At 65.7% G+C, this 25,533-nt stretch carries 24 protein-coding genes; 9 read left to right on the forward strand and 15 right to left on the reverse strand.

Going from position 1 to position 25,533, the window contains the following annotated elements; translation table 11 throughout:
• Nucleotides 1-119: 119 nt before the first annotated feature.
• The 7 genes from C4S70_RS05075 to C4S70_RS05105 form a co-directional block, all read right to left on the reverse strand.
• Nucleotides 120-1,295: an acetyl-CoA C-acyltransferase gene (locus tag C4S70_RS05075; RefSeq protein ID WP_104007039.1), complete on the reverse strand. Its 1,176-nt coding sequence runs from the start codon at nt 1,293-1,295 to the stop codon at nt 120-122.
• Nucleotides 1,295-3,388, reverse strand: coding sequence for a 3-hydroxyacyl-CoA dehydrogenase NAD-binding domain-containing protein (locus tag C4S70_RS05080; RefSeq protein WP_104007040.1), 2,094 nt, complete (start codon nt 3,386-3,388; stop codon nt 1,295-1,297). The genes C4S70_RS05075 and C4S70_RS05080 overlap by 1 nt, the downstream gene beginning before the upstream one ends.
• Nucleotides 3,389-3,671: 283 nt before the next feature.
• Nucleotides 3,672-4,901: a Tm-1-like ATP-binding domain-containing protein gene (locus C4S70_RS05085; protein ID WP_104007041.1), complete on the reverse strand. Its 1,230-nt coding sequence runs from the start codon at nt 4,899-4,901 to the stop codon at nt 3,672-3,674.
• Nucleotides 4,898-6,241 carry an aldehyde dehydrogenase family protein gene (locus C4S70_RS05090; RefSeq protein ID WP_235003736.1) on the reverse strand — a complete coding sequence of 448 codons (1,344 nt, stop codon included), beginning with the start codon at nt 6,239-6,241 and terminating at the stop codon, nt 4,898-4,900. Before C4S70_RS05090 ends, C4S70_RS05085 begins: the two co-directional genes overlap by 4 nt.
• Nucleotides 6,242-6,246: 5 nt before the next feature.
• Entirely contained in the window at nt 6,247-7,866 is a 1,620-nt protein-coding gene (locus C4S70_RS05095) for a tripartite tricarboxylate transporter permease (RefSeq protein ID WP_104007042.1), read from the reverse strand.
• Nucleotides 7,867-7,877: 11 nt separating this feature from the next.
• A complete protein-coding gene (locus tag C4S70_RS05100) occupies nt 7,878-8,408 on the reverse strand; it encodes a tripartite tricarboxylate transporter TctB family protein (RefSeq protein WP_104007222.1) in 531 nt (176 codons plus the stop codon).
• Nucleotides 8,409-8,475: 67 nt separating this feature from the next.
• Nucleotides 8,476-9,420, reverse strand: a complete 945-nt coding sequence (locus C4S70_RS05105; RefSeq protein WP_104007043.1) for a tripartite tricarboxylate transporter substrate binding protein — start codon at nt 9,418-9,420, stop codon at nt 8,476-8,478.
• A 152-nt stretch (nt 9,421-9,572) separates the two neighbouring features.
• Between C4S70_RS05105 and C4S70_RS05110 the strand changes: the two genes are divergently transcribed.
• The 3 genes from C4S70_RS05110 to C4S70_RS05120 are packed head-to-tail and all read left to right on the forward strand — an operon-like array spanning nt 9,573 to nt 12,363.
• Nucleotides 9,573-10,352, forward strand: a complete 780-nt coding sequence (locus C4S70_RS05110; protein WP_104007223.1) for an IclR family transcriptional regulator — start codon at nt 9,573-9,575, stop codon at nt 10,350-10,352.
• On the forward strand, nt 10,349-11,011 hold the full coding sequence (locus C4S70_RS05115; protein ID WP_104007044.1) for an HAD-IA family hydrolase: 663 nt from the start codon (nt 10,349-10,351) through the stop codon (nt 11,009-11,011). Before C4S70_RS05110 ends, C4S70_RS05115 begins: the two co-directional genes overlap by 4 nt.
• Nucleotides 11,008-12,363 carry an aspartate aminotransferase family protein gene (locus tag C4S70_RS05120; protein ID WP_104007045.1) on the forward strand — a complete coding sequence of 452 codons (1,356 nt, stop codon included), beginning with the start codon at nt 11,008-11,010 and terminating at the stop codon, nt 12,361-12,363. The genes C4S70_RS05115 and C4S70_RS05120 overlap by 4 nt, the downstream gene beginning before the upstream one ends.
• A 22-nt stretch (nt 12,364-12,385) precedes the next feature.
• On the opposite strand, the gene C4S70_RS05125 is transcribed toward C4S70_RS05120, so the two are convergent.
• From C4S70_RS05125 to C4S70_RS05140, 4 genes are all read right to left on the reverse strand, one after another.
• Entirely contained in the window at nt 12,386-13,081 is a 696-nt protein-coding gene (locus C4S70_RS05125) for an FkbM family methyltransferase (protein WP_235003715.1), read from the reverse strand.
• A 124-nt stretch (nt 13,082-13,205) separates the two neighbouring features.
• Nucleotides 13,206-13,520, reverse strand: coding sequence for a 2Fe-2S iron-sulfur cluster-binding protein (locus tag C4S70_RS05130; RefSeq protein ID WP_104007047.1), 315 nt, complete (start codon nt 13,518-13,520; stop codon nt 13,206-13,208).
• 9 nt (nt 13,521-13,529) lie between these two features.
• Nucleotides 13,530-14,819: a type I glutamate--ammonia ligase gene (locus C4S70_RS05135; protein WP_104007048.1), complete on the reverse strand. Its 1,290-nt coding sequence runs from the start codon at nt 14,817-14,819 to the stop codon at nt 13,530-13,532.
• 81 nt (nt 14,820-14,900) lie between these two features.
• On the reverse strand, nt 14,901-16,160 hold the full coding sequence (locus C4S70_RS05140; protein ID WP_104007049.1) for a cytochrome P450: 1,260 nt from the start codon (nt 16,158-16,160) through the stop codon (nt 14,901-14,903).
• A gap of 99 nt (nt 16,161-16,259) precedes the next feature.
• On the opposite strand from C4S70_RS05140, the gene C4S70_RS05145 reads away from it, so the two are divergent.
• Nucleotides 16,260-16,958 (forward strand): type 1 glutamine amidotransferase, encoded by a 699-nt coding sequence (locus C4S70_RS05145; protein WP_235003716.1) that lies wholly within the window; start codon nt 16,260-16,262, stop codon nt 16,956-16,958.
• Between the two features lie 137 nt (nt 16,959-17,095).
• Here C4S70_RS05145 and C4S70_RS05150 read toward each other — a convergent pair whose 3' ends face one another.
• Nucleotides 17,096-17,746, reverse strand: a complete 651-nt coding sequence (locus C4S70_RS05150) for a GntR family transcriptional regulator (RefSeq protein ID WP_104007051.1) — start codon at nt 17,744-17,746, stop codon at nt 17,096-17,098.
• Nucleotides 17,747-17,932: 186 nt separating this feature from the next.
• On the opposite strand from C4S70_RS05150, the gene C4S70_RS05155 reads away from it, so the two are divergent.
• The 3 genes from C4S70_RS05155 to C4S70_RS05165 all read left to right on the forward strand — a co-directional run bounded on the left by C4S70_RS05155 (nt 17,933) and on the right by C4S70_RS05165 (nt 19,505).
• Nucleotides 17,933-18,751, forward strand: a complete 819-nt coding sequence (locus tag C4S70_RS05155; protein ID WP_104007052.1) for a cyclase family protein — start codon at nt 17,933-17,935, stop codon at nt 18,749-18,751.
• 1 nt (nt 18,752) lies between these two features.
• Nucleotides 18,753-19,160, forward strand: coding sequence for a carboxymuconolactone decarboxylase family protein (locus C4S70_RS05160; protein WP_104007053.1), 408 nt, complete (start codon nt 18,753-18,755; stop codon nt 19,158-19,160).
• A gap of 120 nt (nt 19,161-19,280) precedes the next feature.
• Nucleotides 19,281-19,505 (forward strand): DUF1127 domain-containing protein, encoded by a 225-nt coding sequence (locus tag C4S70_RS05165; RefSeq protein WP_104007054.1) that lies wholly within the window; start codon nt 19,281-19,283, stop codon nt 19,503-19,505.
• 59 nt (nt 19,506-19,564) lie between these two features.
• On the opposite strand, the gene C4S70_RS05170 is transcribed toward C4S70_RS05165, so the two are convergent.
• From C4S70_RS05170 to C4S70_RS19305, 3 genes are read right to left on the reverse strand one after another with little or no spacing between them, the layout of a single operon-like run.
• On the reverse strand, nt 19,565-19,876 hold the full coding sequence (locus C4S70_RS05170; RefSeq protein ID WP_200822732.1) for a hypothetical protein: 312 nt from the start codon (nt 19,874-19,876) through the stop codon (nt 19,565-19,567).
• 16 nt (nt 19,877-19,892) lie between these two features.
• A complete protein-coding gene (locus C4S70_RS18615) occupies nt 19,893-20,237 on the reverse strand; it encodes an IS3 family transposase (protein WP_160114845.1) in 345 nt (114 codons plus the stop codon).
• Nucleotides 20,238-20,257: 20 nt separating this feature from the next.
• Nucleotides 20,258-20,386, reverse strand: coding sequence for a hypothetical protein (locus C4S70_RS19305; RefSeq protein ID WP_268807768.1), 129 nt, complete (start codon nt 20,384-20,386; stop codon nt 20,258-20,260).
• Between the two features lie 289 nt (nt 20,387-20,675).
• Between C4S70_RS19305 and C4S70_RS05180 the strand changes: the two genes are divergently transcribed.
• Complete coding sequence (locus C4S70_RS05180; RefSeq protein WP_200822727.1) at nt 20,676-21,833, forward strand: alpha-hydroxy acid oxidase; 1,158 nt, start codon at nt 20,676-20,678, stop codon at nt 21,831-21,833.
• A gap of 188 nt (nt 21,834-22,021) precedes the next feature.
• Entirely contained in the window at nt 22,022-25,468 is a 3,447-nt protein-coding gene (locus C4S70_RS05185; RefSeq protein WP_104007058.1) for a pyruvate carboxylase, read from the forward strand.
• Nucleotides 25,469-25,533 lie beyond the last annotated feature (65 nt).

The following is a 25,533-nucleotide window of genomic DNA, read 5'->3' on the forward strand; positions in this document are numbered from 1 at the left end:
GCCTCGCGCTCCGGGATATTTGGGGCAAGAGGAAGAGACGGACGCCCCTTTTCCTCTTGCGAGAAATATCCCGGGGGTGAGGCCCCAAGGGGGCCGAGGGGGCAGCGCCCCCTGCCCGTTCAGTAGATTTCGAACAGGCCGGCTGCGCCCATGCCGCCGCCGATGCACATGGTCACCACGCCCAGCTTGGCGCCGCGCCGCTTGCCTTCCAGTAGCAGATGCCCGACCATCCGCGCCCCGGTCATGCCGAACGGGTGGCCGATTGCGATCGAGCCGCCGTTGACGTTGAACTTTTCGGGATCGATGCCCAGCCGGTCGCGGCTGTAAAGGCACTGGCTGGCGAAGGCTTCGTTCAGCTCCCACAGGTCGATGTCGTCGATCTTCAGTCCGTGGCGCTCCAGCAGGCGCGGCACGGCAAAGACCGGACCGATGCCCATCTCATCGGGTTCGCAGCCGGCGACGGCAAAACCCTTGAAAGCACCCAGCGGTTCGATCCCGCGCTTTTCGGCCTCGTCGCTTGCCATCAGCGTCACGGCCGCCGCGCCGTCCGACAGCTGGCTGGCATTGCCGGCGGTGATGTAGTTATCGGGGCCGCGCACCGGCTCCAGCGCCGCCAGCCCTTCCAGCGTGGTGTTCGGGCGGTTGCATTCGTCGCGGGTAACGGTGACCTCCTTGAAGGAAATCTCGCCGGTTTCCTTGTCCTTGACCGCCATGGTCGTGTCCATCGGCACGATCTCGTGGTCGAACTTGCCCTCGGCCTGCGCCTTGGCGATCAGCTGCTGGCTGCGCAGCGCATATTCGTCCTGGTATTCGCGGCTGACGCCATAGCGTTCGGCCACGATGTCGGCGGTTTCGATCATGGTCATGTAGATCGCGGGCTTGTGCTCTTCGATCCACTTGTTGGGGGCGTGGCGCACCTTGGGCTGCACCATCGAGATGCTTTCCACCCCGCCGGCGATCATCGGGCCGGCGCCTTCGGTCATGATCTGGTTTGCGGCCAGCGCGATCGACTGCAGACCCGAGGAACAGAACCGGTTCACGGTAAAGCCCGAGGTGGTCACCGGCAGCCCGGCGCGAATCGCGATCTGGCGGGCGATGTTCTGGCCGGTTTCGCCCTCGGGAAAGCCGCAGCCAATCACGCAATCCTCGAACTCGGCCGGGTCGAGCCCGGAGCGTTCGACCGCGTGCCTGACCGCGTGGCCGCCCATGTCGGCGCCGTGGGTTATGTTGAACGAGCCCCGAAAGGACTTGGCAAGCCCGGTGCGGGCGGTGGAGACGATGACGGCTTCTCTCATCACGATTTTTCCTTGTTGAGGTCGTCGAAGGTTTTGCCTTCGGCGACGAGTTGTTCCAGAAGCGGCGCGGGCTGCCAGAAGTAGTCGTCTTCCTTGGCCCATTCCTGAATGTCGGCCAGCAGGCCGGGCAGGCCCTGCATGTCGGCCCATTTCATCGGCCCGCCGCGATAGCGCGGGAAGCCGTATCCGTAGAGCAGCGTCACATCCACATCCAGCGGACGGCGCGCAATTCCCTCGCCAACCACCTTGGCGGCCTCGTTCACCATCGCGGCCATGTAGCGGCGCACGATTTCCTCGTCGGTGAATTCGCGTGGCGTGATGCCCTGGGCGGCGCGGTCGGCCTCGATCAGCGGCATGACCTCGGGGTTGGGTTTGCGGTTTCGGGGCCCGTCGGAATAGTCGTAGAAACCCTTGCCGGTCTTCTGCCCGAAATGGCCCGCCTCGCAGAGCTTGTCGGCATAGGTGGAATCGCGAGCGCGCGGATCCATGCCTTCGGCCCGCTTGCGCTTGCGCACGGCCCAGCCGATATCCAGCCCCGCCAGGTCGCTGACCGCGAAGGGGCCCATGGCAAAGCCGAACGCCTCCAGCGCCTCGTCGATCTGATAGGGGGTCGCCCCGTCCAGGATCATGTGATCGGCCGCTGTGCGATAGGTGGCCAGGATCCGGTTGCCGATGAACCCGTCGCAGACGCCGGCGCGTACGCTGACCTTGCCCAGCCGCTTGCCCAGCGCAAAGCCCGTCGCCACCACGTCTGGCGCGGTCTTGTCGCCCACCACGATCTCCAAGAGCTTCATCACATGGGCGGGCGAGAAGAAATGCAGCCCGATCACGTCCTGCGGGCGCGAGGTGGTGGCGGCGATCTCGTCGATGTTCAGATAGGAGGTGTTCGACGCCAGCACCGCGCCGGGCTTGCACACGGCGTCAAGCTGGGCAAAGACCTTCTTCTTGACGTCCATGTCCTCGAACACGGCCTCGATCACCAGATCCACGTCGGCAAGGTCATCGTAGGAGGTCGTGAGCGTCAGCGCCTTTTCCGTGAGTTGCTCGAACTGCTCCTGGCTGATCTTGCCGCGCTTCAGCGCCCCCTGCAGGTTGCCCGCGATCCGTGCCTTGGCGGCTTGGGCGGCCTCGTCCGACATCTCCAGCAGCACAACCGGCAGCCCCGACAGCAGGGCCGCCGTGGCGATGCCCGCGCCCATCGTGCCGCCGCCGATCACGCCCAGCTTGTTCACCGGGCGGGGGCTTACGCCTTCCAGTTCGGGCAGTTTGCCCACGGCCCGCTCGGCAAAGAAGGCGTGGATCAGGCCCTCGCGCTGGTCCGAGTTCATCAGTTCCATGAACAGCTCGCGCTCGCGCCTGAGCCCCTCGTCAAAGGGCAGTTCGCTGGCGGCCTGCACCGCGCGAACAGCCACGGCGGGGGAGAGCTGGCCGCGGCCCTTTTTCAGCGTGGCATTGTAGATCGCGTCGAAATCGGCCGGCGCGGGGGCGGGCATTTCCGAAACGGGTCGGCGAGGCGCACCCTGTTCCAGCAGTTCGTTGGCATAGGCCAGCCCGATCTCGCGCGGGTCACCGTCCTCGATCCGGTCTATGATCCCGGCCTCGAGCGCCTCTTTCGCGCCGACATGGCGGCCGGTGGTGATCATCTCGATCGCCTTTTCGGTGCCAGCCACGCGCGGCAGGCGCTGGGTGCCGCCGGCGCCGGGAAGGATGCCCAGATGCACCTCGGGCAGGCCGACCTTGGCCGACGGCACGGCGATCCGGTAATGCGTGGACAGCGCCACCTCGAGCCCGCCGCCCAGCGCAGTGCCGTGGATGGACGACACCACCAGCAGCGGCGAGGATTCGATCCGGTTGCACAGCTCCGGCAGGTGCGGCGGCTGCGGCGGCTTGCCGAATTCGCGGATATCCGCCCCGGCCGGGAAGGTGCGGCCTTCGCCGTAGATCAGAACCGCCCTGGCGCCCTCCTTCTCGGCGCGCTCGATGCCCTCTTGCAGGCCGGCGCGCACGGCATGGCCCAGCGCGTTCACCGGCGGGTTGTTCACGGCCAGAACCGCGACGTCCCCGACGCGTTCATATCTGACGGCTTCGCTCATTTGGTCTCCCCTCTCGTCTGCGGGCCCGCGGTGGCGGACCGAAAACCCTGAAGCAATAAACCGACCGATCGGTCGATCATATTGCATGCCTAGCGCAGAACCCCCGCCGAGGCAATTTCTTCGGCCCGTGTCGCGGACCCCTCCCGTTTCGTCGCCCCGGCCGGGCGGTCCGCAAGGCGGAACGCAGTTTCGCGGCGAACCTAGCCAGCGCGCGACCATTGGAGCAAGACAAAAACGGCGCCCGCAAGGCAGGCGCCGCCGCGACGTTCCGTCATTTTCGGGCTCAGCCGGTTCGCACGATGCCGTCGCGCACCCAGCCGTCGAAGATCTCAAGCACCTTGTCGGCAAAGGCCGCGTCGTTGATATGGGCGTCCAACTCCACCAGCGTCACGTTGTCCGGGCAACGGGCATGAATCTCGTCGCAGAAGGCGGCGAGCCCCTCGGCGTCGTGCAGCGGCGCGCCCGCACGGTCCCATTCGTTGCAGCCCTGGAGCGGCAGCACCAGGGTGACGGGTGCCGCGGCGCCGGCCAGCTTGTCGCAGATGGCGCGCGCCACCTCGCGGCGTTCGCCCGCGTCCAGCACCGCCGAGGTCAGCAGGCGGTTGTGGGCATGGGTTTCCTTGCCCGCGAGCTTGGGCGGCACGTCCTGCCAGCCGACGAAATCGACCAGATCATAGCAGCCCGGTGCGACCAGTTGCGGGATTCCGGCCCGGCCGGCATTGGTCATCCGGTCGGCCCCGGCCGAGAGCCCCCCGAAAAGGTGGTTGGACACCTCTTGCGGGGCGAAATCCATCACCGCCGCGAACGCGCCCTGCGCGGCCAGCGATTCGAAGGCCCGCCCGCCCATGCCGGTGGCGTGGAACACGGCAACCTCGAAGCCGCGCGCCTCAAGCGCAGGCTTCAGCGCCACCATGTAGCGCAGCACGGTCTTGCCAAACGAGGTCATGCCAATGAGCGGCCGGTCGCGTTTGGGAGGCTCGACCGCGCGGGCCGCCCCCAGCACAGCGCCCGCGGCCTGTGACAGGGACGCCTTGCAGATCGAGTTCAGCCCGTAAAGCCCCCCGGCCCAGAGGATCATCTGCACATCCGCCGGCAGCCGGTCGGGCGGCAGAAGCGGCGAAAAGGACACCGTCGAGACGATGTATTTCGGCACCCCCAGCGGCAGCGCGGAACACAGATCCAGCGCCAGGTCGGTGCCCATCGTGCCGCCCAGCACGATCACGGCGTCGATCTTTCCGTCGCGATAAAGTTCCAACGCCTTGGCCGCGGACCCGCGCGCCATGATCTGCATGGCGGTGTTCTCGTCGCCCGAGTCGATCGCCTGTTGAATCGAGCTGCCCCCCGCCTCCGCCACGTCGTGCTTGGAGATGTCGGTGGGCCGGGATGGGTCGCCCAGAACGGACACGTCCATCATCAGCACGCGCCCGCCCTGCCCCGCGATCACGCCGCAGAGGTAGTTCAGTTCGTCGTCCTTGGTGTCATAGGTGCCCGCGACGAGGATGGTCTTGGTCATAGCTGAATCCACGCTGTTTTCAGGTCCACATATTTGTCGAGCGCATGCAGCGACTTGTCATGCCCATTGCCGGACTGGCCCACCCCGCCCAGCGGCACGGTGATGTCCGCCCCGCCATAGGTGTTCACATGCACCACGCCCGCGCGGATCCCCGCCACGCAGCGATGCGCACGCGACAGGTCGGACGTCCACACCGCCGCCGCCAGCCCGTAATCGGTGGCATTGGCCAGCCGCAGCGCCTCGTCCTCGGTATCGAAGGGCGTGACCGCCAGCACCGGACCGAACACCTCGCGCTGGAACAGCGTGGCGTCGGGCGTCACGCCGGTGACGATGGTCGGCGCCATGTAGGTGCCCCCCGTTTCCTGCAATATCCGGGTTCCGCCGGTGACGACGGTGCCGCCCTCGGCCTGCGCGACCTCCATGAACCGCAGATTCTGCGCCATCTGCGCCTCGGAATTCACCGCGCCGATGTCCTTGGACAGATCCAGCGGATCGCCGACTCGCAGCGCCTCGGCCTCGGCCTTCAGCATCCCGACGAATTCGTCGTGGATCGACCGTTCCACCAACAGCCGCGAACCCGCCACGCAGACCTGGCCCGAATTGCGAAAGATGCCTGCCGCCGACACCTTTGCCGCGCGGGCCAGATCCGGCGCATCGGCAAAGACGATGTTGGGCGACTTGCCGCCAAGTTCCAGATAGACTCGCTTCAGGTTGGACGCGGCGGACGCCTCCAGCAGTTTTCGCCCCGTGGGACCGGAGCCGGTGAAGGTCAGCACGTCCACGCCCATGGAACGGGCCAGCGCCGCGCCGGTTTCCGCGCCGGGGCCGGTCACGACGTTCAGCACCCCCGGCGGCAGGCCGGCGTCCAAACAGATCTGCGCCAGCCGCAGAAGCGACAGCGAGGCGGTTTCGGCCGGTTTCAGCACCACCGAATTGCCCATCGCCAGCGCCGGCGCCAGTTTCCACGCGCCGATCATCAGCGGAAAGTTCCACGGCACGATGGCGCCCACGACCCCCACCGGCACCCGATGCACCAGCCCCAGAACATCCGGCGCTGTGGGCGCGAGCTCGCCCGCCACCTTGTCGATCGCCTCGGCGTAATAGCGGAAGGTGCCCGCCGCGCTGCCCGGCTCGGCCTTCATGGCCATGCCGAATTCGGTCCCGTTGTCGCGGATGCCGAGAACCGCCAGTTCCAGCGCCTCGGCCTCGATCCGGTCGGCGATGGCGTGCATGACCTTCTTGCGCGCCGCCGGCGCCAGCCGCGACCAGCGGCCATCGTCAAACGCGGCCCTGGCCGAGGCCACGGCGCGGTCCACATCCGCGGCGGTGGCGGTCTCGATCGTCGTCAGTAGAGTTCCGTCGATTGGCGAGACAACATCTTGCGGCGCCCCCGAACCACCTTGCCACGTTCCTTCAACAAGAATTTTCTGCGGCGCAACAGGCGCGCGCCGAAGCTCGTCGATCTGTGCCTGGATTTCCATTCGGCCTCCTTGAGCGCCTTGCGGTCCTGCCAGACGTGGCGGGCATGGACAGCAAGGACGATGATGATGACGAAAAACAGGATGAAGGCGATGGGCCGGTCGATGAAATCCCAGGGCGTTTTCACGCGGGCCATGCCGGCGCGTAGCTTCACCTCCATGATCCCGCCCAGCACCATGCCGAGGATGATCGGCACGATCGGCCAGGACAGGCGTTTCAGGATATAGCCCAGCACCCCGAACCCGGCCGCCATCACGCAGTCGCTGACCGAGTTGCGCAAGCTGTAGACGCCGACAAAGCTGAGCGTCAGCACGCAGACCCCGAGAAAGCGGTTGGGGATCTTGACCACCTTGACCAGCAGCCCGGTGGCCGACAGCAGAAAGATCATCACCAGCACGTTCAGGATCAGGAGCGCCAAGTAGAGCGCAACGACGAAATCCATCCTTGACTGGAACAACTGCGGCCCCGGCACGACATTGTGGACGTAGAACACGCTCAGCATCATCGCGGTCAGCGCCTCACCGGGGATGCCCAGCGCCAAAAGCGGCACCATCGCGGCGGCGGGCACCGCGTTGTTCGAGGTTTCGGCGGCGATCAGCCCCTCGGACGCGCCGTTGCCGAAATCCTGCGGGCGTTTCGATGTGCGCTGCGCATAGGTGTAGGACATGAACTGCGCGGTGAATTCGCCGACGCCGGGGATCATGCCCATCATCACGCCGAAACTGGCCGAAACGGTGGCCACGCGCGGGTGGCGGGCCAGCTCGCGCAGGCCCTGGAACAGCGGCCCGCGCAGGCGGGTCATGCGGATCTTCTCGTCATCGCTGGTCAGCAGGACAAAGGCCTGGCTCAGCGCGAACAGCCCCAGAACCACCACGATCAGGTTGACCCCGCCCTGCAGGAACGGCTGGTCGAACGTGTAACGCTGGGTGTATTTCACCGGCTCCATGCCGATGGATTGCAGCCAGATTCCGAACCCCGCCAACGCTCCGGCGATCAGCGACTGGCCGCGATGGGCCACGACCACCAGGATGATGCCCAGAAGTGCAGCAAGAAAGATTTCGCGGCTACCGAACATCGGCGCGACCCTGGCCAGCACGGGGGCGAACAGGATCAGGCAGATCACCGAGAAAATGCCGCCGAAGAATGAGGATGAGTAGGCCAGCGAAAGCGCCCGGCGCGGCTCGCCCCGCGCGGTCATGGGATAGCCGTCATAGGTGGTCAGCGCGTTGACCGCCGTGCCGGGGGTGTTGATCAGCACCGCCGGGATCGAGCCGCCATACATGGAGCTTCCGTAGATGCCGAGCAGCACCGTGAGCCCCACGATCGGGTCCATGGAAAAAGTCGCCGGCAGCAGGATGGCAATGGCGACCGCCGGGCCCACGCCGGGGATCGCGCCGATGACCACGCCGCCGACCGAACCGACCAGCAGCGCCAGCGCCACGTCCCAACGGGCAAGGATGTCGAGCGAAGAAAGAAGAAGCTCCATCGGCGCCCCCGTCAGAAATACAGGATGAACAGGCTGCGCAGGCCGTCGGGCAGGTATTCATAGGCCGCGCCGCCGGGGATCTTCACGGCGAGGAAGCTCTTGAACACCACGACCACCGCCAGCGCGAACAGCGCAGCCAGCCCCAACATCCGACCGCCCCGATAGCCCATGCGCCAGCTCAGCAGCGGCACGAAGACCAGCGTCACCGGCAGATAGCCGATCACCGGCACCAGCAGGACATAGCCCATGAACCAGCCGGCGAATTCCAGCACCGACAGCCACTTGCGCGCCTCGCGCCAGTCATAGCGGGTGATCCGGCGCCAGGGCAGGCGACAGAGGTGGATTGCTGACAGGACCGTCATCAGCCCCAGCCCCACCGCCGGCCAGAACCGCGGCTGCGCCACGAGTTTCGTCTTTTTCACCCACTGGGTTTCACTGCCGATCAGCGCCAGCAACAGGGCCGAAACTGCGAAAAAGAAAATCGCAAAGATCAGCTGCCCGCGGCGGGGACCGACAAAGCGGCGTTCGCGTTCGGTTGCCATGATCTGCTCGTCTGCCCGGTCGGGGAAAGGGCGGCGGCCGAACCGGCGCACCGCCCCGTCGGGGAGATTACTTCAGGATCTCGCCGATCCGCGCCACGGTCTCGATGTCCTTCTCGATCCGCTTGGCGCTTTCTTCCGGCCCCTGCCAGTAGACCAGCGCGCCGGTCTGCCTGGCGACCTCTTGCGCGCGGTCGCTCATCACCGTCTTCTTTGCCACGGCGATGATCTTGTCGCGCACGTCCTGCGGGGTTTCCTTGCGCACGAACAGCCCGTTCCACAGCGCGATGTCCAGCGACGGGTCAAGCTCGCCGATGGTGGGGGTGTCCGGCACCAGCGGAATGCGCTGATCGGTGATCGACACCAGCACCTTGACCTGATCGAGACAGGGCAGGATCAGTTGCAGGGTGGTGTTGATCACATCCGCGTCCCCGCTGGCCAGCGTGTTGCAGTCCAGCGCGTCGAAAGCCGCGTCCGAGCCCCATTCGAAACCGGCATTCTTGGCAAAAGCCTTGGTCACTTGGGTCGGCGTCAGCACGTCGCCGAAATGGCCCAGCGCGACGTCGTGATCCTTGGCATAGGCCGCCAGTTCCTCCATCGACGAATAGGGCGCGTCGCCCGACGTGGCGATGACGAAGGGATAGGTCAGGAAGATCCCCAGCGGGTCGAACTTGGCCGGGGTCAGCGGCGGGATGTCGATCTGGTGGCCCAGCACCGGCACTCCGATCACGAAGGAGCCGATCGTGTACCCGTCGGCAGGCGCATTGGCGACCTCGATCGCGCCGGGGAAGGGACCGCCCCCGCCGCCGGGCTTGTTCACCACCGCCGCCGCGACGCCGTATTCCTTCTGGAAATCCTCGGCGATCATCCGGGTCAGCACGTCCTCCAGATCGCCCGGCGGCCAGGGCACGATGAAGTTCACGGGCTTTTCGGGATACTCCGCCAGCGCCGCCCCGGCGCCCAGCACGACGGCGGCCGAGGCGACCGCGCTCTTGATCAAGGTGGTGAGTTTCATTGTGTCCTCCCAGTCGTTGGTTCATTATTTGAACCGTTGGTTTGAAATAGATTGACAGCCGCCTCGGCAATCTGTCAAGAAAAATGCGTGACCCGGGGTCACATTTTCATCGCGCCGCCGGCCGCGCCCGGGGCAAGCAACAGGAAACCCGGATGGGAACCGTCACCAAGGCTCTGAATCTGCTGTCTTTTTTTACCCAGAACCGGCACGAGATCGGGCTGAGCGACCTCACGCGCCTGTCGGGTCTGAACAAGGCGACGGTCTATCGGCTGATGGGCGAGTTGCAGGAGGCTGGATTCGTGGAACAGGTCGGACCGGACCGCGCCTATCGGCTGGGGCCGGAGGTGCTGCGCCTGGCTGCCCTGCGCGAGGCCGCGGTGCCGATCCTGTCGGTGTCGCGCGGCATCCTCGACCGGCTGTGCGACGCCACCGGCGAGACCGCGCACCTGTCGCTCTTGCGGGGGACGCAACTGGTCACGCTGGGCCATGCCTACAGCCCGCGCCACGCCACGCGGGTGATGATGGACGATGCCGAGATCCTGTCGTTTCACGGCACCGCATCGGGGCTGGCGGTGCTGGCCTGGGCGGACGATGCGTTCGTGGACGCCGCGCTGGCCGGGCCGCTCGCGGCGCACACGACCGACACCGTTACCGACCCGGGCGCCATCCGCGCCATGCTGGATCAGGTGCGCGCCGACGGCATCGCCGAATCGGTCGGCCGGTTCGAGGCCGACGTGCATTCCCACGCCGCCCCGGTCTTTGGAGCCGATCAGCGCCCGATCGGCGCGCTGGCGGTGGCCGCGCCGGTGTCGCGCATGACCCCGGCACAACGAGCCACGATCCGGGCCGAACTGCGCGCCGCCGCCCGCGACCTGACCCAGCGCACCGGCGGGTTCTTCCCGCCCGAATACCCGCAGGAGGCCGCCGCATGAGCCGCGCCCTGATCCTCGATTTCGGCGGGGTCGTCACCCGCACCCTGTTCGAGACCCACGACCTGACCGAAGCCGCGCTGGGGCTGCCCCCCGGCACCCTGACCTGGCGCGGCCCCTTCGCGCCCGAGACCGACCCGCTGTGGCAGCGGATGCAGGCGGGCGAGATCAGCGAACGCGACTACTGGCGGACCCGCGCGAGCGAGGTCGGACAACTGGTCGGGCAGGACTGGGCCGAGATGAGCCAGTTCGTCCGCGCCGCCCGCGGCGCCGACCCTGACGCCGTGATCCGGCCCGAATTCCGCGCCGCGATCGCCGTTGCCTGGGCCTCGGGAGTGAAGCTCGCGATCCTGTCGAACGAGCTGGACCTGTTCTATGGCGCCGACTTCCGCAACAAGCTGCCCTTTCTGCGCGATTTCGACGTGATTTCCGACGCCACCTATACCGGCATCCTGAAACCGGACCGCCGCGCCTATGCCGCCTGTCTCGACGCGCTGGGGCTGCCGCCTTCGGCCTGCGTCTTCGTCGATGACCAGCGGCGCAACGTGGAGGGCGCTCTTGCGCTGGGCCTGCCGACCGTTCATTTCGACGTCGCCGATCCGGCGGCGAGTTACACCCGCGCCCTGACGATGCTGGGCCTGACCGAGGAGGAACCCCGATGAAAGATTCCAACTTCCTGAAAGAGAACAACGCCCGTTCGCTGTGGCACCCGATGGCCCACCCGGCCGACAGCCAAGCCAATCCGCCCACCATCGTCACCGGCGCGCGCGGCGTGCGCATTACCGACGTGGACGGGCACGAGGTGGTCGATGGCGTGGGCGGTCTGTGGAACGTCAACCTCGGCTTTTCCTGCGAGCCGATCAAGCGCGCGATCGCCCAGCAGCTGGAGGAACTGCCCTATTACTCGATCTTCCGGGGCGTCACCAACGACAAGGTGATCCAACTGGCCGAAGAGCTGCGCGATTTCTTCGCCCCCGACGGGCTGAGCCGCGCCTTCTACACTTCGGGCGGGTCGGACAGCGTGGAAACCGCGCTGCGGCTCGCGCGGCAGTATCACAAGATCCGGGGCGAAGCCGGCCGGGTGAAGTTCCTGAGCCTCAAGAAGGGCTATCACGGCACCCATTTCGGCGGCGCCAGCGTGAACGGCAACGCCAATTTCCGCACCGCCTATGAACCGCTTCTGGCAGGCTGCCACCATATCCCGGCGCCCTATGCCTATCGCAACCCGTTCAACGAATCCGACCCCGAGCGGCTTGCGCAGCTGTGCCTGTCGGCGCTGGAGGACGAGATCGCGTTTCAGGGCGCGGGCACCATCGCCGCGCTGATCATGGAACCGATCCTGGGTGCGGGCGGGGTGATCGTGCCGCATGAATCCTTCATGCCCGGCGTGCGCGAGATCTGCGACCGCCACGGCATCCTGCTGATCGCCGACGAGGTGATCACCGCCTTCGGCCGCACCGGCGACTGGACCGGGTCGCGCCACTGGGGGGTCAAGCCCGACATGATGACCACCGCCAAGGCGATCACCAACGGCTATTTCCCCTTCGGCGCGGTGATGATCTCGGACGCAGTCGCAGAAGTGTTCGAAGGTGACGAAACCGGCGCGGCGGCGATCGGCCACGGATACACCTATTCCGGCCATCCGGTGGGCGCGGCGGCGGCGCTGGCCTGTCTCGAGGAGACCCGGCGCCTGAACGTTCCCGAAAACGCTGCCGCGCGGGGCCGGCAGATCTACGAAGGCCTGCTTGCGCTCAAGGAAAAATACGACATCATCGGCGACGTGCGCGGCGGGCACGGGCTGATGAGCGCGCTGGAACTGGTCAGCGATCCGGTCGCCAAGACGCCGATCGACAAGCAGACCATCGCCACCGTCCACGAAACCACCTATCGCGCCGGGGCGATGGTGCGCATGTCGGGCCACAATATCATGATGTCGCCGCCGCTGGTGCTGACCGAAGAGGACGTGAACGTGATCCTGACCGCGCTGGACGCAGGCTTTGCCGCGGTGAGCTGACCACGGCGACGATGGAAGGGGGCTAGTCCCCCTTCACGCAGGTCCAGACCGTGCGGGTGGATGTCTCGTCCACCCGCACGAACCCGGCCTGACGCAGAATGGTCTTGCATTCGCGCATGCCCTCGACACCATAGGCTTCGGGGTGGAATTCGATCACGATGGCGCGGAACGGGCTCAGATCGGCGTGGCGCAACAGGTCGAGCTCTCCGCCCTCGATATCCATTACCAGAACCGTGGGCGAAAGCGCCGCGCAGGTTTCGGCGAAATCCGCGGTCGGCACCTGCACCACCTCGCGCGCGCGGCCGTCGCGGTCGATCAGGGACGAGCCCAGATAGCTGCTGCGGACATGAAACGGCACGGTGTCGGGACGGTCGGGAGCGCTCATCAGCACCACGTTGCGCACGCCGATCCGGTCGGTCAGACCGTTTGCACGGTAAAGCCGTTCGATGGTCGGGATCAAGGCGGGGTTGGCCTCGAAGGCATGCACGGCGCGCGGCCGCGCGTTGAGCGCGATCACCCCGCCCACCACGCCGATCCCCGCGCCGATTTCCAGCACCACGTCGTCGGCGCCCACCACATCCAGGGCGCCGGCGATTTCCTGCCCCTCATAGCGGGCCGCATTGATCCGCCTGATGCGGGTTTCGTTCAGGAACGGCGAGGCCGGCACCTTGAGCCCCAGGCATTCCGCCGCGATCTCCGTCTGCGTTTCTGCTGTCACTGCCCTGCCCTTTCGCGCCGTTTTGTCCCGCATCCTGCGCAGGTCCAGGCGCGAAGGCAAGACCGGTCGCGCGCCGCCCCGGCCCAAACGCCGGGGGCGAGGCCGGACGGCATCGCGTCGCGGATCAGGTTTCGGGCACGATCAGCACCAGCCCGTCGAGTTCGGGCGATGCCTCGATCTGGCAGCTCAACCGACTTTCGGGGCGGCGTGCGCCCTCGGCGATGTCGAGCATCGCGTCTTCCATGTCCTCGGGGGTGCCGGTTGCCTCGCGCCAGGCCGGATCGACATAGACATGGCAGGTGGCGCAGCTGAGGCACCCGCCGCATTCGCCAATGATGCCGGGGACGTTGTTGGCCACCGCCGCCTGCATCATGTTCATGCCCTCTTCCACCTCGGCGGTGATCTCGCCCCCGTCGGGCAGCTTCCAGGTAACCTTCATCGCTCTTCCTCAGATGAAATAGACATAGAAATCGCGCAGCGCGTCGCCTTCCAGATCGCGGGTCTTCTGGACTTCCTTCTTCTTCATGAAGACATGGTTGGCGACGAGCTCCTCGCCCACCGCCTGTGCCAGTTCGGTGTCGCGTTCGAGATCGGCGACCGCGCCCTTGAGATCCACCGCGGCACCTTCGCGCGCGTCGGTGCGTTCGAATCCATCGCCGGTTTCCATGGGCGGCAGGGGATGGCCGTTTTCCACCCCCAGCCGCGCGGCATGCAACACCGCCGCGACCGCCGTGTAGGGGTTGGCCGAGGCATCCGCCATCCGGTGCTCCAGCCGCGCCTTGGCGCCGCCCTCGCCGCTGATGCGTGTGGTGACGTTGCGGTGATCGCCGCCCCAGTTGCGCCAGTAGCCCGAAAGCGACCCCGGCTGCAGCCGCATGTAGGAATTGGCCGTCGGCGCGATCAGCCCGGCAAGCCCCTTGTGGTGATGGATCAGCCCGGCCAGGCAGCCGCGGGCCAGATCGTTCATGTGCTCGGGCCCTCCCTTGGGGCCGGAGCTCAGCGCATTGCCGCCCGACGCGTCGGTGAAGGAAAAGTTGATGTGCATGCCCGACCCGCCGGCCTCGGGGATCGGCTTGGGCATGAAGGTCAGCACGATCCCGTATTCCAGCGCGATCTCGCGCGCCATCAGGCGGAACAGCACGATATCGTCCACCGCCTTGACCGCGTCGTCAAAGGTCAGGGTGTATTCGAACTGCGGGCTGTCATATTCCGCCGTGATCATGTCCAGCGAAAAGCCCAGCCGGTCGGCCATCTGCCAGATCCGGTCATTGAACCGCAGCGGGTCGGAAAACGGCCCCGTGCCATAGACCACGCCGCCCGGCGCGTCATAGGGCACCAGCTCGCCGTTCTCGTTGGCCTGCAGGGCAAAGGCCTCCAGCTCGATCCCGACCTTCGGCGTCAGGCCCTTCTCCTCCCACGCCGCGACGGCGCGTTTCAGCGCGCCACGCGGGCACAAGGGAAGCGGCGCGCCGTCATCGTCGTAGAGATCGCCCAGCACGATCCGGGTCGAGGCGTCCCAGCTTTCGCGGATGTCGTCATGGATCCAGACCAGTTCCATGTCGGGCAGGCCCTGATAGGTCATGGCGCCCGGCGCGTTCAGCAGGTCCTTGTCGTAATGCACGCCAAAGGTCGAGCGGCAAAACCGCGTGCTGCCATCCCCGATCTTGGAATGCGGCAGATACTTGCCGCGCATGATCGACAGATGATCGCAGAACAGCACGCGAAGGCGGTCTTTCATTCCGTGCATCCTCCCTGTTGCCGCGGGCCTCCTCTGCCGGCGCGGCATTATTAACTTGTTTACATATCAGCCAAGCGCGGATCAGGCCAGCCGCACCGTAACCGGAAGCTCCTTGATTCCGCCAACGAAGTTCGACCGCAGGAACCTGTGCGGGCCGGCCGGTTCGATGGACCTGATCCGCTTGACCAGTTCCTGAAACAGCACCCGCACCTCGAGCCGCGCCAGCCACATGCCCAGGCAGACATGCGGCCCGCCCTGGCCGAAACTCAGATGCCGGTTCGGGCTGCGCCGCAGGTTCACGCGGAATGGGTCGTCGAACACGGTTTCGTCGCGGTTGGCCGAGGCGAACCAGTAGAGTACCTTGTCGCCCGCGCGGATGGTCTTGCCGTGCATCTCGAAATCCCGCGTCGCGGTGCGCCGGAAATAAAGCGCGGGCGTGGCCCAGCGGATGATCTCGTCGGGCGCGGTTTCCCAGATGTCGCCACCTTCCTGCATCTGGCCCAGCAGTTCCGGCTGGTGGCACAGCGCCTGAATGCCCGCGGCGATGGAATAGCGCGTGGTGTCGTTCCCCGCCGCCACCAGAAGGCAGAAGAAATTGCGGAACTCGGTGTCCGAAATGACGGAACCATCCTTGGCCGGTTCGCGGATCAGGTGCAGCACGCCGGACGTGTCGCCTTCGCGCTCCTTCCGCGCCATCAGTTCCTTGGCATAGGCATAAAGCTCGGCGCCAGCGGGCGAATTGAACGGCATCATGCGGAATTCGTCGGTGTCCATCTTGTCAAGGACATGGCTGGTGAAATCCGGGTCAGTGTTGGCAATCAGCGCGTCTCCCTTCTCCACCAACCACGGCAGATCCTCGTCGGGCAACCCCACCACCCGCCCCAGCATCCGCATGGGCAGTTGCCGAGCAATTTCCTTGGTGGCGTCGAAGGTTTCCTTCTCCAGCGCCTGATCCAGGATCGTGTCGCACAGCGCGCGAATGTCCTCTTCGTATTGGGCCATGACGGTCTTGGAAAAGGCCCGGACTAGTTTCATCCGGGTCCGTGTGTGCTCGGGCGGGTCGGTCTCCTGAAAGGTGCGGCGGGCGAGGTATTCCTCGTAGGACTGGTCCTCCATCCGGATGCCACGCGCCGACGAGAATACCTCGGTATTGCGGTTCATTTCCAGGATGTCGGCATGCCGGGTGACCGACCAGAAATCCTGGCCCTGCGGGTATTCGGTCCAGTGCAGGGGATCCTCGCGCCTCAGCCGGGCAAAGGTATTGTGCGGCGGGCCGTTCAGAAAGGTGTCGTGGCTGGTCAGATCGGCATGGCCGTCATCGGTGGGTGTCCAGACCGTCATGTTTCCTCTTCCCCCGTCTGTTAACATGTGTATATTATCTGGTATCATAAATATGTAAACAAAAAATATCGGTATAAACTCATGCATCTCGCGATCCTGATGACGAACACGGACGAAAGCGCCTTTGCCCAGCGCCACCCCAGGGATGGCGAGAAGTTCACCGATCTGGTGCAACGCGTCCGCCCCGGTTGGACCACGGAGGTTTTCCCGGTCAAGGACGGCGTGTTCCCCGAAACGCTGGAGCCTTTCGACGGCGCGATGATCACCGGCAGCCCGGCCTCGGTGAACAGCGGCGCGGAATGGACCGCACGGCTGTTCGACCTGATTCGCGAGTTGCATTCCGGGGCCTTTCCCATCTTCGGGGCGTGCTTCGGTCATCAAGCGATCGCTGTGGCGCTCGGCGGGCGCGTGAGCCCCAGCCCGGGCGGCTGGGTGCACGGGCTGACGCGAAACGAAATCCTTGTCCGGCGCGACTGGATGCGGGATCTGCCGGAGGAGGTTAACCTCTACGCCAGCCACGCCGAACAAGTGCTGGAGCCCCCGGCCGAAGCGGACATCCTGGCCCGGTCCGAAGGCTGTCCGATCTCGGGGATGGCGTTCGGCCGTCACATCTACACCACGCAGCACCACCCAGAGATGACGCATGACTTCATCCTCGCGCTGACGGAAGAAATGGCCGGGATACTCGGACCGGATCTGACCAGGCAAGCTCTGACGACGCTTCAAGAGCGCTCGGACATGGACGCCTTTGCGGAAAGCGTGGCGAAGTTCTTCGAGCAGGCAAGAGAAGAGAGCTGAAATCGCGACGGCTCGCGCCGCCGCGATGCCTCCGGCGGGGGTATTTGGAACCAGAAAGAAGACCAGTGAGTCCCTGCTTCTTTCTGGTCAAAAATACCCAAATCCCGCGGTTTTCGCGGGCACTGGCGCGGGCGGGATCAGCCCAGCGCGGCCAGAAGATCCATCACCGTTACCTGATCGAACTGGACATGGGCGATCATCGCGGCTTCCGCTTCTTCGCGGCGATGATCGGAGATCAGCGTGGCAATCTCGCGGTGTTCGTGGGCCGAGGCGGCGATCGCGCCGGGATAGCGGTAGCGGACGCGGTAATAGGCCATCAGCTTGCGCACGTTGGTCTTGATCATGTCGAGCAGAAACGGATTGCCCGCGCCGAGCGCCACGACCTCGTGAAAGCGCAGGTTGAGCTGATAATAGGCTTCGGGATCGGCGTCGCCCTTGTCGCGGGCGTGCAGTTCGCAGGCCTGAACGGCGGCTTCGAGCTCTTCGGCAAGCGGCGGAGACAGACGGCGCGCAGCCAGCCCGGCGGCCTGGCCTTCCAGCCGGGCGTGAACCTCGAGGATGGCCAGGAATTCCTCGAGCGTGGGCTTGAACAGCACCGCCCCTTTGCGCGGAAGGCGGCGGATCAGGCCGGCGGTTTCAAGCTGGATGAACGCCTCGCGTACCGGCGTGCGCGAGACACCGTGGGTTTCCATCAGCGGAGCCTCTTCGATCACGTCGCCGGGGTTCAGCCGCCCGCCGTCGATATCCGCAAGGATCGCGTTCAGAACCTGTTCCGTCTGTCCGGCCATGCCGTTCCTTTCTGCCTCTGACGGTGCCGAAGGTAGGCGGTCGGTTCGGGCGGTGCAATCAGCGCGCAGGAAAACCTGTCCGTCGCCGCGCGGTTCCGTGCTATCGTGCCGGCATTGGCGGGCAGGCACGCCTGTCGGGCATTGCGAGCAACGATGATTGTCGAATGACGTTTCAGGGAGGAAATCATGTGTGACATCTGCGTGATGAACGCGGTGAAGGAACGGATGCTGTCCCGCCGCGACTTTTTCAAGGCCGGCGCGGCGGCGGTCGGGGCGGCGACGCTGGCCACGGCGGCAACGCCGCCGGCGATGGCCGCCGGGCATGGCGGAGTCGTGGACATGACCCACACCTACGACCCCGAATTCCCCACCTATTTCGGCGCGCCGGGCATCGCCGCCGAGCAGAAGTTCAACTTCAAGGAACACGGGTTCAACCTGTTCCAGCTGTCGCTGAACGAACATACCGGCACGCATATCGACGCGCCGCTGCATTTTTCCGCTGATGGCGCCAGCGTGGACGAGATCCCCGTGTCGGACCTCGTCGTGCCGCTGTGCGTGATCCACATCCACGAACGGGCCGCGTCGAACCCCGATTCCGAGGTCACGCCGGAAGACATCATGGCATGGATTTCGCGCAACGGCCCCATCCCCGACAAGGCCTGCGTGGCGATGCATTCTGGCTGGGACGCAAAGACCGCGACGCCGCAGTTCCGCAATGCCGACGACCAGGGCGTGATGCACTTCCCCGGCTTCCATATCGAGGCGACGCAGATGCTGCTGGAGGAAACCACCGCAGCCGCAATCGGCGTGGACACGCTGTCGCTGGACTACGGCGCCAGCAAGGACTTCAAGACCCATTACGCCTGGCTGCCTGCCGGACGCTATGGAATCGAGAACCTCAACAACCTCGCCAAGGTGCCCGAGGCCGGCGCGACTCTGGTGGTGGGCGCGCCGACGCATCGGGGCGGATCGGGCGGGCCGGCCCGCATCTTCGCCATGGTGTGACATGGGAACCGTTCGCCTGTTGAGCGACGAAGAGGCCAGCGCCGAGGCGCTGGCCGTCTTCGACGAGATCCGCGCCGCGCGCGGCACCGATTACGTCAACAATTTCTGGCGCGCGCTGGCGCATGACCCTGGTCTGCTGCGCGCGACATGGGATCGGCTCAGGGCCGTGATGGCCCCCGGCGCGCTGGATCCCCTGGTCAAGGAGTTGATCTATATCGCCGTCTCCACCGCCAATGGCTGCGAATACTGCGTGCATTCCCATACCGCCGCCGCCAGGGCGAAGGGCATGACCGCCGAGATGCATGCCGAGCTTCTGGCGGTGATCGGCATGGCGGCGCAGACCAATGCGCTGGTGACCGGCCTTCAGACGCCGGTGGACGACATGTTCAAGGCCGATCAGGCGCCCTGACGCTCGAGCCGTGCAGCGCGCGCAAATCCGGTATGTCGCGGAACCGCTGGAAAATTCTGCGCTGCGGCATATATCCACGCACCGAGGGAGGAACGGACCACAACGAAGGACACCGATCCCATGGCTGACATTACCTATTCCGCTCCGGCCTCTGCCGGCATCCGCGAGAAAATCGCCACCTTCTTCGACGGCGTGATCGAAGGGCTGGCCCGCATGGCCGAGATGAATTCCCGCGTTCGCCAGATGAACGCCCTGATGAATCTGAGCGACGAGCAGCTGGCCGCGCGCGGCCTGCGGCGCGAAGACATCGCACGCCACGTCTTTTCCGACAGCCTCTATCTCTGAGGCGAACTGTAGTTCCTCGACATGGGCCGGGCGGCGGATGTCTCCCGGCCCGTCGTTCTTCAGGCCGACGCCACCGCCGCCGCAGCCTTGGCATCGGCGGCGCGGGCCAGCTCGAAATCTTCCTCCGTCAGCGTCAGCGTCAGCGACGGGCAGGTCTTGCCTGGCGACTTGAACAGTCCCTCCTGAATCAGCACCCGATTGAACAGCGCGGCCCGCGCGGTATCCGACCGGAACACGTTGCGGCAGTCGCGCACGGGGTCCGCAGTGAATACGACCTCGAACAGCGTCGGGTCGCCGACGATCCGCAGCTTCTCGGCCGCAGGCCAGCGCCGGCGGCGGCCGCCATCAGTGATGATTTCAATTTCAGACATAAGCATATGCTCAAGGTTATCCTAAAGCCTCCTTGGGCAAGCCAAGGTGTCCGGTCAAAACAGGGGCCAGTTCATGCGATTGGCTGGTTCTTGGCCGCCTGCAGATTTCCCCCGGCTCCATCCTGGCCATCAAACGGCGCACCCGGTGACGTCCCGCAATCGTGCCTTCCCGGCGGAGACTGGCAGTGATCCGGCGGCGACCGAAGAACGGGTATCCGGAGAATACCCGGTCGATCGCCTTCTTCAGCGTCAGCGTCGCCTCATCAATCCCGACCGGCGCGCAGTAGAACGCCGACCGGCTCAGCTTCACCAGCTTGCATTGCAGGCTGGTGCTCAGCTTGGGATGGTCGCGACGGATCATGGCTTTCTTCCTGGCCGAGCTCATCGCTTGAGCCCTCGACCCGAAAAATGATTCTCCACCGCCAGCCTCCCGATCTTGGCATCCGGCTCCTTTACCTCCGCTTCGGTCGGCCCGCCCGCCTTGCCGCCGCGGGCAAACACATCGGCCATGCCCTAGACCCCCTGACGCTTTCACATGCCGACCTGGTTCGGATGCACCTGATGCCTTGCTGCAATCTCCTGGATCGTCCTGTCCCCGCAGCGCCTCAAGCGCGACCTTCGCCTTGAACTGGTTCGTGGACTTCCGGCGTTTCGCCATCTCGTATCCCTGCAAAAGGTTCGGGATACACCTTGGCTCGCTGTCCGAATCTCTGAGACCACTTCAGAGCCCCCATGCCCCGCCCGCCGCCGCCCCCCTTTCCTCTGGACATTCTCCCCTGCTTGCCAGCAAATCGCCGGCATGGATCTGCACGACCGATACCCGGGGATCATGGACCTGAAATGGCGCGCCCGCCGCCGCCTGCCGAAATTCGTCTGGGAATATCTCGACAGCGGCACCGGCACCGAGGCCACCAAAGCCCGCAACCGCGCCGCGCTGGACCGGGTCGGGTTCATGCCCTCGGTGCTGCACGGCCCGCTCGAATTCGATCTCTCCACCGACTTTCTGGGTCAACGCCTGCCCCTGCCCTTCGGCGTAGCACCCGTCGGAATGTCCGGGCTGATCTGGCCGGATGCCGAGGCGCACCTCGCCCGCGCGGCGGCACGGGCGGGCATCCCCTATACGCTCTCCACCGTCGCAAGCCAAAGCCCCGAAGATCTAGCCCCGCATCTGGGCGACCACGCCTGGTTCCAGCTCTACCCGCCGAAAAGGGAGGAAATCCGCCGCGACCTGCTGGCGCGGGCGCGCGATGCCGGGTTCGGAACGCTGGTGCTGACGGTGGACGTCCCCGTGGCCTCGCGCCGGGAACGACAGACCCGGTCCGGCCTGACCCAGCCGCCGAAACTGACACCGCGGCTGCTGGCGCAGGTGGCGATGCGGCCGGCCTGGGCATGGGGCATGGCGCGGCGCGGCATGCCGCACATGCGGACGCTGGACAAATACACCGAACAGCAGCGTAACCTGCCCCCCACCGCCCATATCGGCTATGTCCTGCGCACCTCGCCCGACTGGGATTATGTCAAATGGCTGCGCGACGCGTGGGACGGGCCGTTCATCGTCAAGGGCGTGCTGCGGGCCGAGGATGCCGCACCGCTCGAATCCGCCGGCGTCGATGCGCTGTGGATCTCGAACCATGCCGGGCGCCAGTTCGACGGCGCGCCCGCCACAATCGAGGTTCTGCCCGCGATCCGCGCCGCCACGCGCCTGCCGATCGTGTTCGACAGCGGCATCGAGGGCGGGCTCGACATCCTGCGGGCAATCGCGGTGGGGGCGGATCTGGTGATGCTGGGGCGTGCCTTCCATTTCGCGCTGGCGGCCCTGGGACCGAAGGGCCCCGCGCACCTGATCGACATCCTGAAACGGGACATGGAATCGAACATGGGCCAGCTCGGCGCTGCGAACCTGCAAAGCCTGCCGCCCGCCATTCAACTGTCTGACTCCCAAGGAATTACCGACTGACCGGTCGGACAAGACAGAAAATTCCCGCATCGCGCTCTGCGGCTTTGCAAAAATTTCCGCACCGCAGCATAGCGTGACGATTGTTGGCGCTAAAGGGCCGCGCGCAGCCCCTGTGCAGCTTTACGCAGCCGCTATTACTCCCTAAAACTCCGCGCAACCGAAACCGCGAACACGAGGCCGACCGACACATGACCGACTTCAAGAAGATCCTGATCGCGAACCGGGGAGAGATCGCGATCCGCGTGATGCGGGCCGCCAACGAGATGGGCAAGCGCACTGTCGCGGTCTATGCCGAAGAGGACAAGCTGAGCCTGCATCGGTTCAAGGCCGACGAAGCCTATCGCATCGGCGAGGATCTGGGACCGGTCGCGGCCTATCTGTCAATCGACGAGATGATCCGCGTGGCCCGCGAAAGCGGCGCGGACGCGATCCATCCCGGCTATGGACTTCTGTCCGAGAACCCCGATTTCGTGGATGCCTGCACCGCCGCCGGGATCACCTTCATCGGGCCGAAATCGGAAACCATGCGCGCCCTTGGCGACAAGGCCAGCGCCCGGCGCGTCGCGATCGAGGCCGGCGTTCCCGTGATCCCGGCCACCGAGGTTCTGGGCGACGACATGGAGGAAATCCGCCGGCAGGCGGACGAGATCGGCTATCCGCTGATGCTCAAGGCGTCCTGGGGCGGCGGCGGTCGCGGGATGCGGCCGATCACAGGGCCCGAGGAACTGGCCGAAAAGGTGATGGAGGGCCGGCGCGAGGCCGAGGCCGCGTTCGGCAATGGCGAAGGCTATCTGGAGAAGATGATCACCCGCGCCCGCCATGTCGAGGTGCAGATCCTCGGCGACCAGCACGGGCAGATCTATCATCTCTACGAACGCGACTGCTCGGTCCAGCGGCGCAACCAGAAGGTCGTGGAACGCGCCCCTGCCCCCTATCTGACCGACGCGCAACGGGCAGAGATCTGCGAGCTGGGCCTGAAGATCGCCCGGCAGGTCGGATACCAGAACGCCGGCACCGTAGAATTTCTCATGGATATGGATACGGATCAGTTCTACTTCATCGAAGTGAACCCCCGCATCCAGGTCGAACATACCGTCACCGAAGAGGTGACCGGCATCGACATCGTGCAGGCCCAGATCATGATCGCCGAGGGCAAGACCATCGCCGAGGCGACCGGCATGGCCCGGCAGGAGGACATCCACCTCAACGGCCACGCGTTGCAGACCCGGATCACCACCGAGGATCCGCAGAACAACTTCATCCCCGACTATGGGCGCATCACCGCCTATCGCTCGGCCACGGGGATGGGGATCCGGCTGGACGGCGGCACTGCCTATTCGGGTGGCGTGATCACGCGCTACTATGACAGCCTGCTGACCAAGGTCACCGCCTGGGCGCCGACGCCGGAAAAGGCGATCGCCCGCATGGACCGCGCCCTGCGCGAGTTCCGCATCCGTGGCGTGGCCACCAACATCGCCTTTGTCGAGAACCTGCTGAAGCACCCCAAGTTTCTCAACAACGAATACACCACCAAGTTCATCGACGAGACGCCCGAACTCTTTCAGTTCGAAAAGCGCAAGGATCGCGGCACCAAGGTTCTGACCTACATCGCCGATGTCACCGTGAACGGACACCCCGAAACCAAGGACCGCCCGCGCCCGCCCGCCGGCATGAAGCCGCCGCGCCCGCCGAAGAAAAGGGCCGAGCCGCTGATGGGCACGCGCAATCTGCTCGAACAGAAGGGGCCCAAGGCGGTGGCCGACTGGATGCGGGCGCAAAAACAACTGCTGATAACCGACACGACCATGCGCGACGGGCATCAGTCGCTGCTGGCGACCCGGATGCGGTCGATCGACATGATCCGCGTGGCGCCCGCTTATGCCGCCAACCTGCCACAGCTTTTCAGCGTCGAGTGCTGGGGCGGCGCGACCTTCGACGTGGCCTATCGGTTCCTCAAGGAATGCCCGTGGCAGCGGTTGCGCGACCTGCGCGAGGCAATGCCCAACCTGATGACCCAGATGCTGCTGCGCGGATCGAACGGGGTGGGCTATACTAACTATCCCGACAACGTGGTGCGGGAATTCGTGCGCCAGGCGGCGACCAGCGGCGTGGACGTGTTCCGCGTGTTCGACAGCCTCAACTGGGTCGAGAACATGCGCGTTGCGATGGACGCGGTGATCGACCAGAACAAGGTCTGCGAAGGCACGATCTGCTACACCGGCGACATTCTGGACCCGAACCGGGCCAAGTATGACCTGAAATACTATGTTGGCATGGCAAAGGAATTGGAGGCCGCCGGCGCCCATGTTCTGGGGCTCAAGGACATGGCGGGCCTCTTGAAGCCCGCGTCGGCGCGGGTGCTGATCCGGGCGCTGAAGGAAGAGATCGGCCTGCCGATCCATTTCCACACCCACGACACCAGCGGAATTGCCGGCGCCACCATCCTGGCCGCCGCCGATGCCGGGGTGGACGCGGTGGACGCGGCAATGGATTCCATGTCGGGCGGCACCAGCCAGGCCTGTCTCGGCTCGATCGTCGAGGCGCTGCGCAACACCGACCGCGACACCGGGCTGGACATACGGGCGATCCGCGAGATCAGCGACTATTTCGAGGCCGTGCGCAACCAGTATGTCGCCTTCGAGGCCGGCCTGAGGGCACCTGCGTCCGAGGTCTGGCTGCACGAGATGCCGGGCGGGCAGTTCACCAACCTCAAGGCCCAGGCGCGCAGTCTGGGGCTCGAGGACCGCTGGCACGAGGTCGCGCACATGTATGCCGAAGTGAACCAGATGTTCGGCGACATCGTGAAGGTCACGCCGAGCTCCAAGGTGGTGGGCGACATGGCGCTGATGATGGTGGCGCAGGGGCTGACCCGCGAACAGGTCGAGGATCCGGATGTCGAAGTCGCCTTTCCCGATTCCGTGATCGACATGATGCGCGGCAATCTGGGCCAGCCGCCCGGCGGCTTCCCCGAGAAGATCCTGAACAAGGTGCTGAAGGGCGAGAAACCCAATACCGACCGCCCAGGCAAGCACCTGCCGCCGGTGGATCTGGAAAAGGTCCGCGCCGAACTCAGCGAAAAGATCGGCGGCAAGCCGGTCGATGACGAGGATCTGAACGGGTATCTGATGTATCCCAAGGTCTATCTCGATTACGTCGAGCATCACGACCAATACGGCCCGGTGCGCACCCTGCCGACCACGGCCTTCTTCTACGGCATGGAGCCGGGCGAGGAGATCAGCGCCGAGATCGCCCCCGGCAAGACGCTGGAGATCCGGCTGCAGGCGGTGGGCGAGACCAACGAGGAAGGCGACGTCAAGGTCTTTTTCGAACTCAACGGCCAGCCCCGGGTTATCCGCGTCCCCGACCGGATGGTCAAGTCGCAGACAGCCAAGCGCCTCAAGGCCGATCCCGGCAACCCCGCCCATGTGGGCGCGCCGATGCCGGGCGTGGTGGCCACCGTAGCCGTCACCGCCGGCCAGGCCGTGAAGGAGGGCGATCTGCTGCTGACCATCGAGGCGATGAAGATGGAAACCGGCATCCATGCCGAGCATGACGGCGTGGTGAAAGCGGTCCATGTCCAGCCCGGCGGCCAGATTGACGCCAAGGATCTGCTGATCGAGTTCGAGGCCGAGTGAAGGCGCTCTTCCCCGCGCGAAGGGCGCCCCCGGCGGACCCGCGGATTCGTTGACAATGGAGTCGC

This window comes from Jhaorihella thermophila (assembly GCF_900108275.1).
GTDB lineage: Bacteria > Pseudomonadota > Alphaproteobacteria > Rhodobacterales > Rhodobacteraceae > Jhaorihella > Jhaorihella thermophila.

Coding starts and splice junctions, on each gene's coding strand:
- C4S70_RS05185 (WP_104007058.1), top strand. CDS start 22,022: ATGACCGACTTCAAGAAGATCCTGATCGCGAACCGGGGAGAGATCGCG.
- C4S70_RS05105 (WP_104007043.1), bottom strand. CDS start 9,420: ATGAAACTCACCACCTTGATCAAGAGCGCGGTCGCCTCGGCCGCCGTC.
- C4S70_RS05085 (WP_104007041.1), bottom strand. CDS start 4,901: ATGACCAAGACCATCCTCGTCGCGGGCACCTATGACACCAAGGACGAC.
- C4S70_RS05135 (WP_104007048.1), bottom strand. CDS start 14,819: ATGAAAGACCGCCTTCGCGTGCTGTTCTGCGATCATCTGTCGATCATG.
- C4S70_RS05110 (WP_104007223.1), top strand. CDS start 9,573: ATGGGAACCGTCACCAAGGCTCTGAATCTGCTGTCTTTTTTTACCCAG.
- C4S70_RS05115 (WP_104007044.1), top strand. CDS start 10,349: ATGAGCCGCGCCCTGATCCTCGATTTCGGCGGGGTCGTCACCCGCACC.
- C4S70_RS18615 (WP_160114845.1), bottom strand. CDS start 20,237: ATGATCCGTCGCGACCATCCCAAGCTGAGCACCAGCCTGCAATGCAAG.
- C4S70_RS05150 (WP_104007051.1), bottom strand. CDS start 17,746: ATGGCCGGACAGACGGAACAGGTTCTGAACGCGATCCTTGCGGATATC.
- C4S70_RS05075 (WP_104007039.1), bottom strand. CDS start 1,295: ATGAGAGAAGCCGTCATCGTCTCCACCGCCCGCACCGGGCTTGCCAAG.
- C4S70_RS05100 (WP_104007222.1), bottom strand. CDS start 8,408: ATGGCAACCGAACGCGAACGCCGCTTTGTCGGTCCCCGCCGCGGGCAG.
- C4S70_RS05145 (WP_235003716.1), top strand. CDS start 16,260: ATGACGAACACGGACGAAAGCGCCTTTGCCCAGCGCCACCCCAGGGAT.
- C4S70_RS05095 (WP_104007042.1), bottom strand. CDS start 7,866: ATGGAGCTTCTTCTTTCTTCGCTCGACATCCTTGCCCGTTGGGACGTG.
- C4S70_RS05170 (WP_200822732.1), bottom strand. CDS start 19,876: ATGTCTGAAATTGAAATCATCACTGATGGCGGCCGCCGCCGGCGCTGG.
- C4S70_RS05140 (WP_104007049.1), bottom strand. CDS start 16,160: ATGACGGTCTGGACACCCACCGATGACGGCCATGCCGATCTGACCAGC.
- C4S70_RS05130 (WP_104007047.1), bottom strand. CDS start 13,520: ATGAAGGTTACCTGGAAGCTGCCCGACGGGGGCGAGATCACCGCCGAG.
- C4S70_RS05165 (WP_104007054.1), top strand. CDS start 19,281: ATGGCTGACATTACCTATTCCGCTCCGGCCTCTGCCGGCATCCGCGAG.
- C4S70_RS05120 (WP_104007045.1), top strand. CDS start 11,008: ATGAAAGATTCCAACTTCCTGAAAGAGAACAACGCCCGTTCGCTGTGG.
- C4S70_RS05180 (WP_200822727.1), top strand. CDS start 20,676: ATGGATCTGCACGACCGATACCCGGGGATCATGGACCTGAAATGGCGC.
- C4S70_RS05080 (WP_104007040.1), bottom strand. CDS start 3,388: ATGAGCGAAGCCGTCAGATATGAACGCGTCGGGGACGTCGCGGTTCTG.
- C4S70_RS19305 (WP_268807768.1), bottom strand. CDS start 20,386: ATGGCCGATGTGTTTGCCCGCGGCGGCAAGGCGGGCGGGCCGACCGAA.
- C4S70_RS05160 (WP_104007053.1), top strand. CDS start 18,753: ATGGGAACCGTTCGCCTGTTGAGCGACGAAGAGGCCAGCGCCGAGGCG.
- C4S70_RS05155 (WP_104007052.1), top strand. CDS start 17,933: ATGTGTGACATCTGCGTGATGAACGCGGTGAAGGAACGGATGCTGTCC.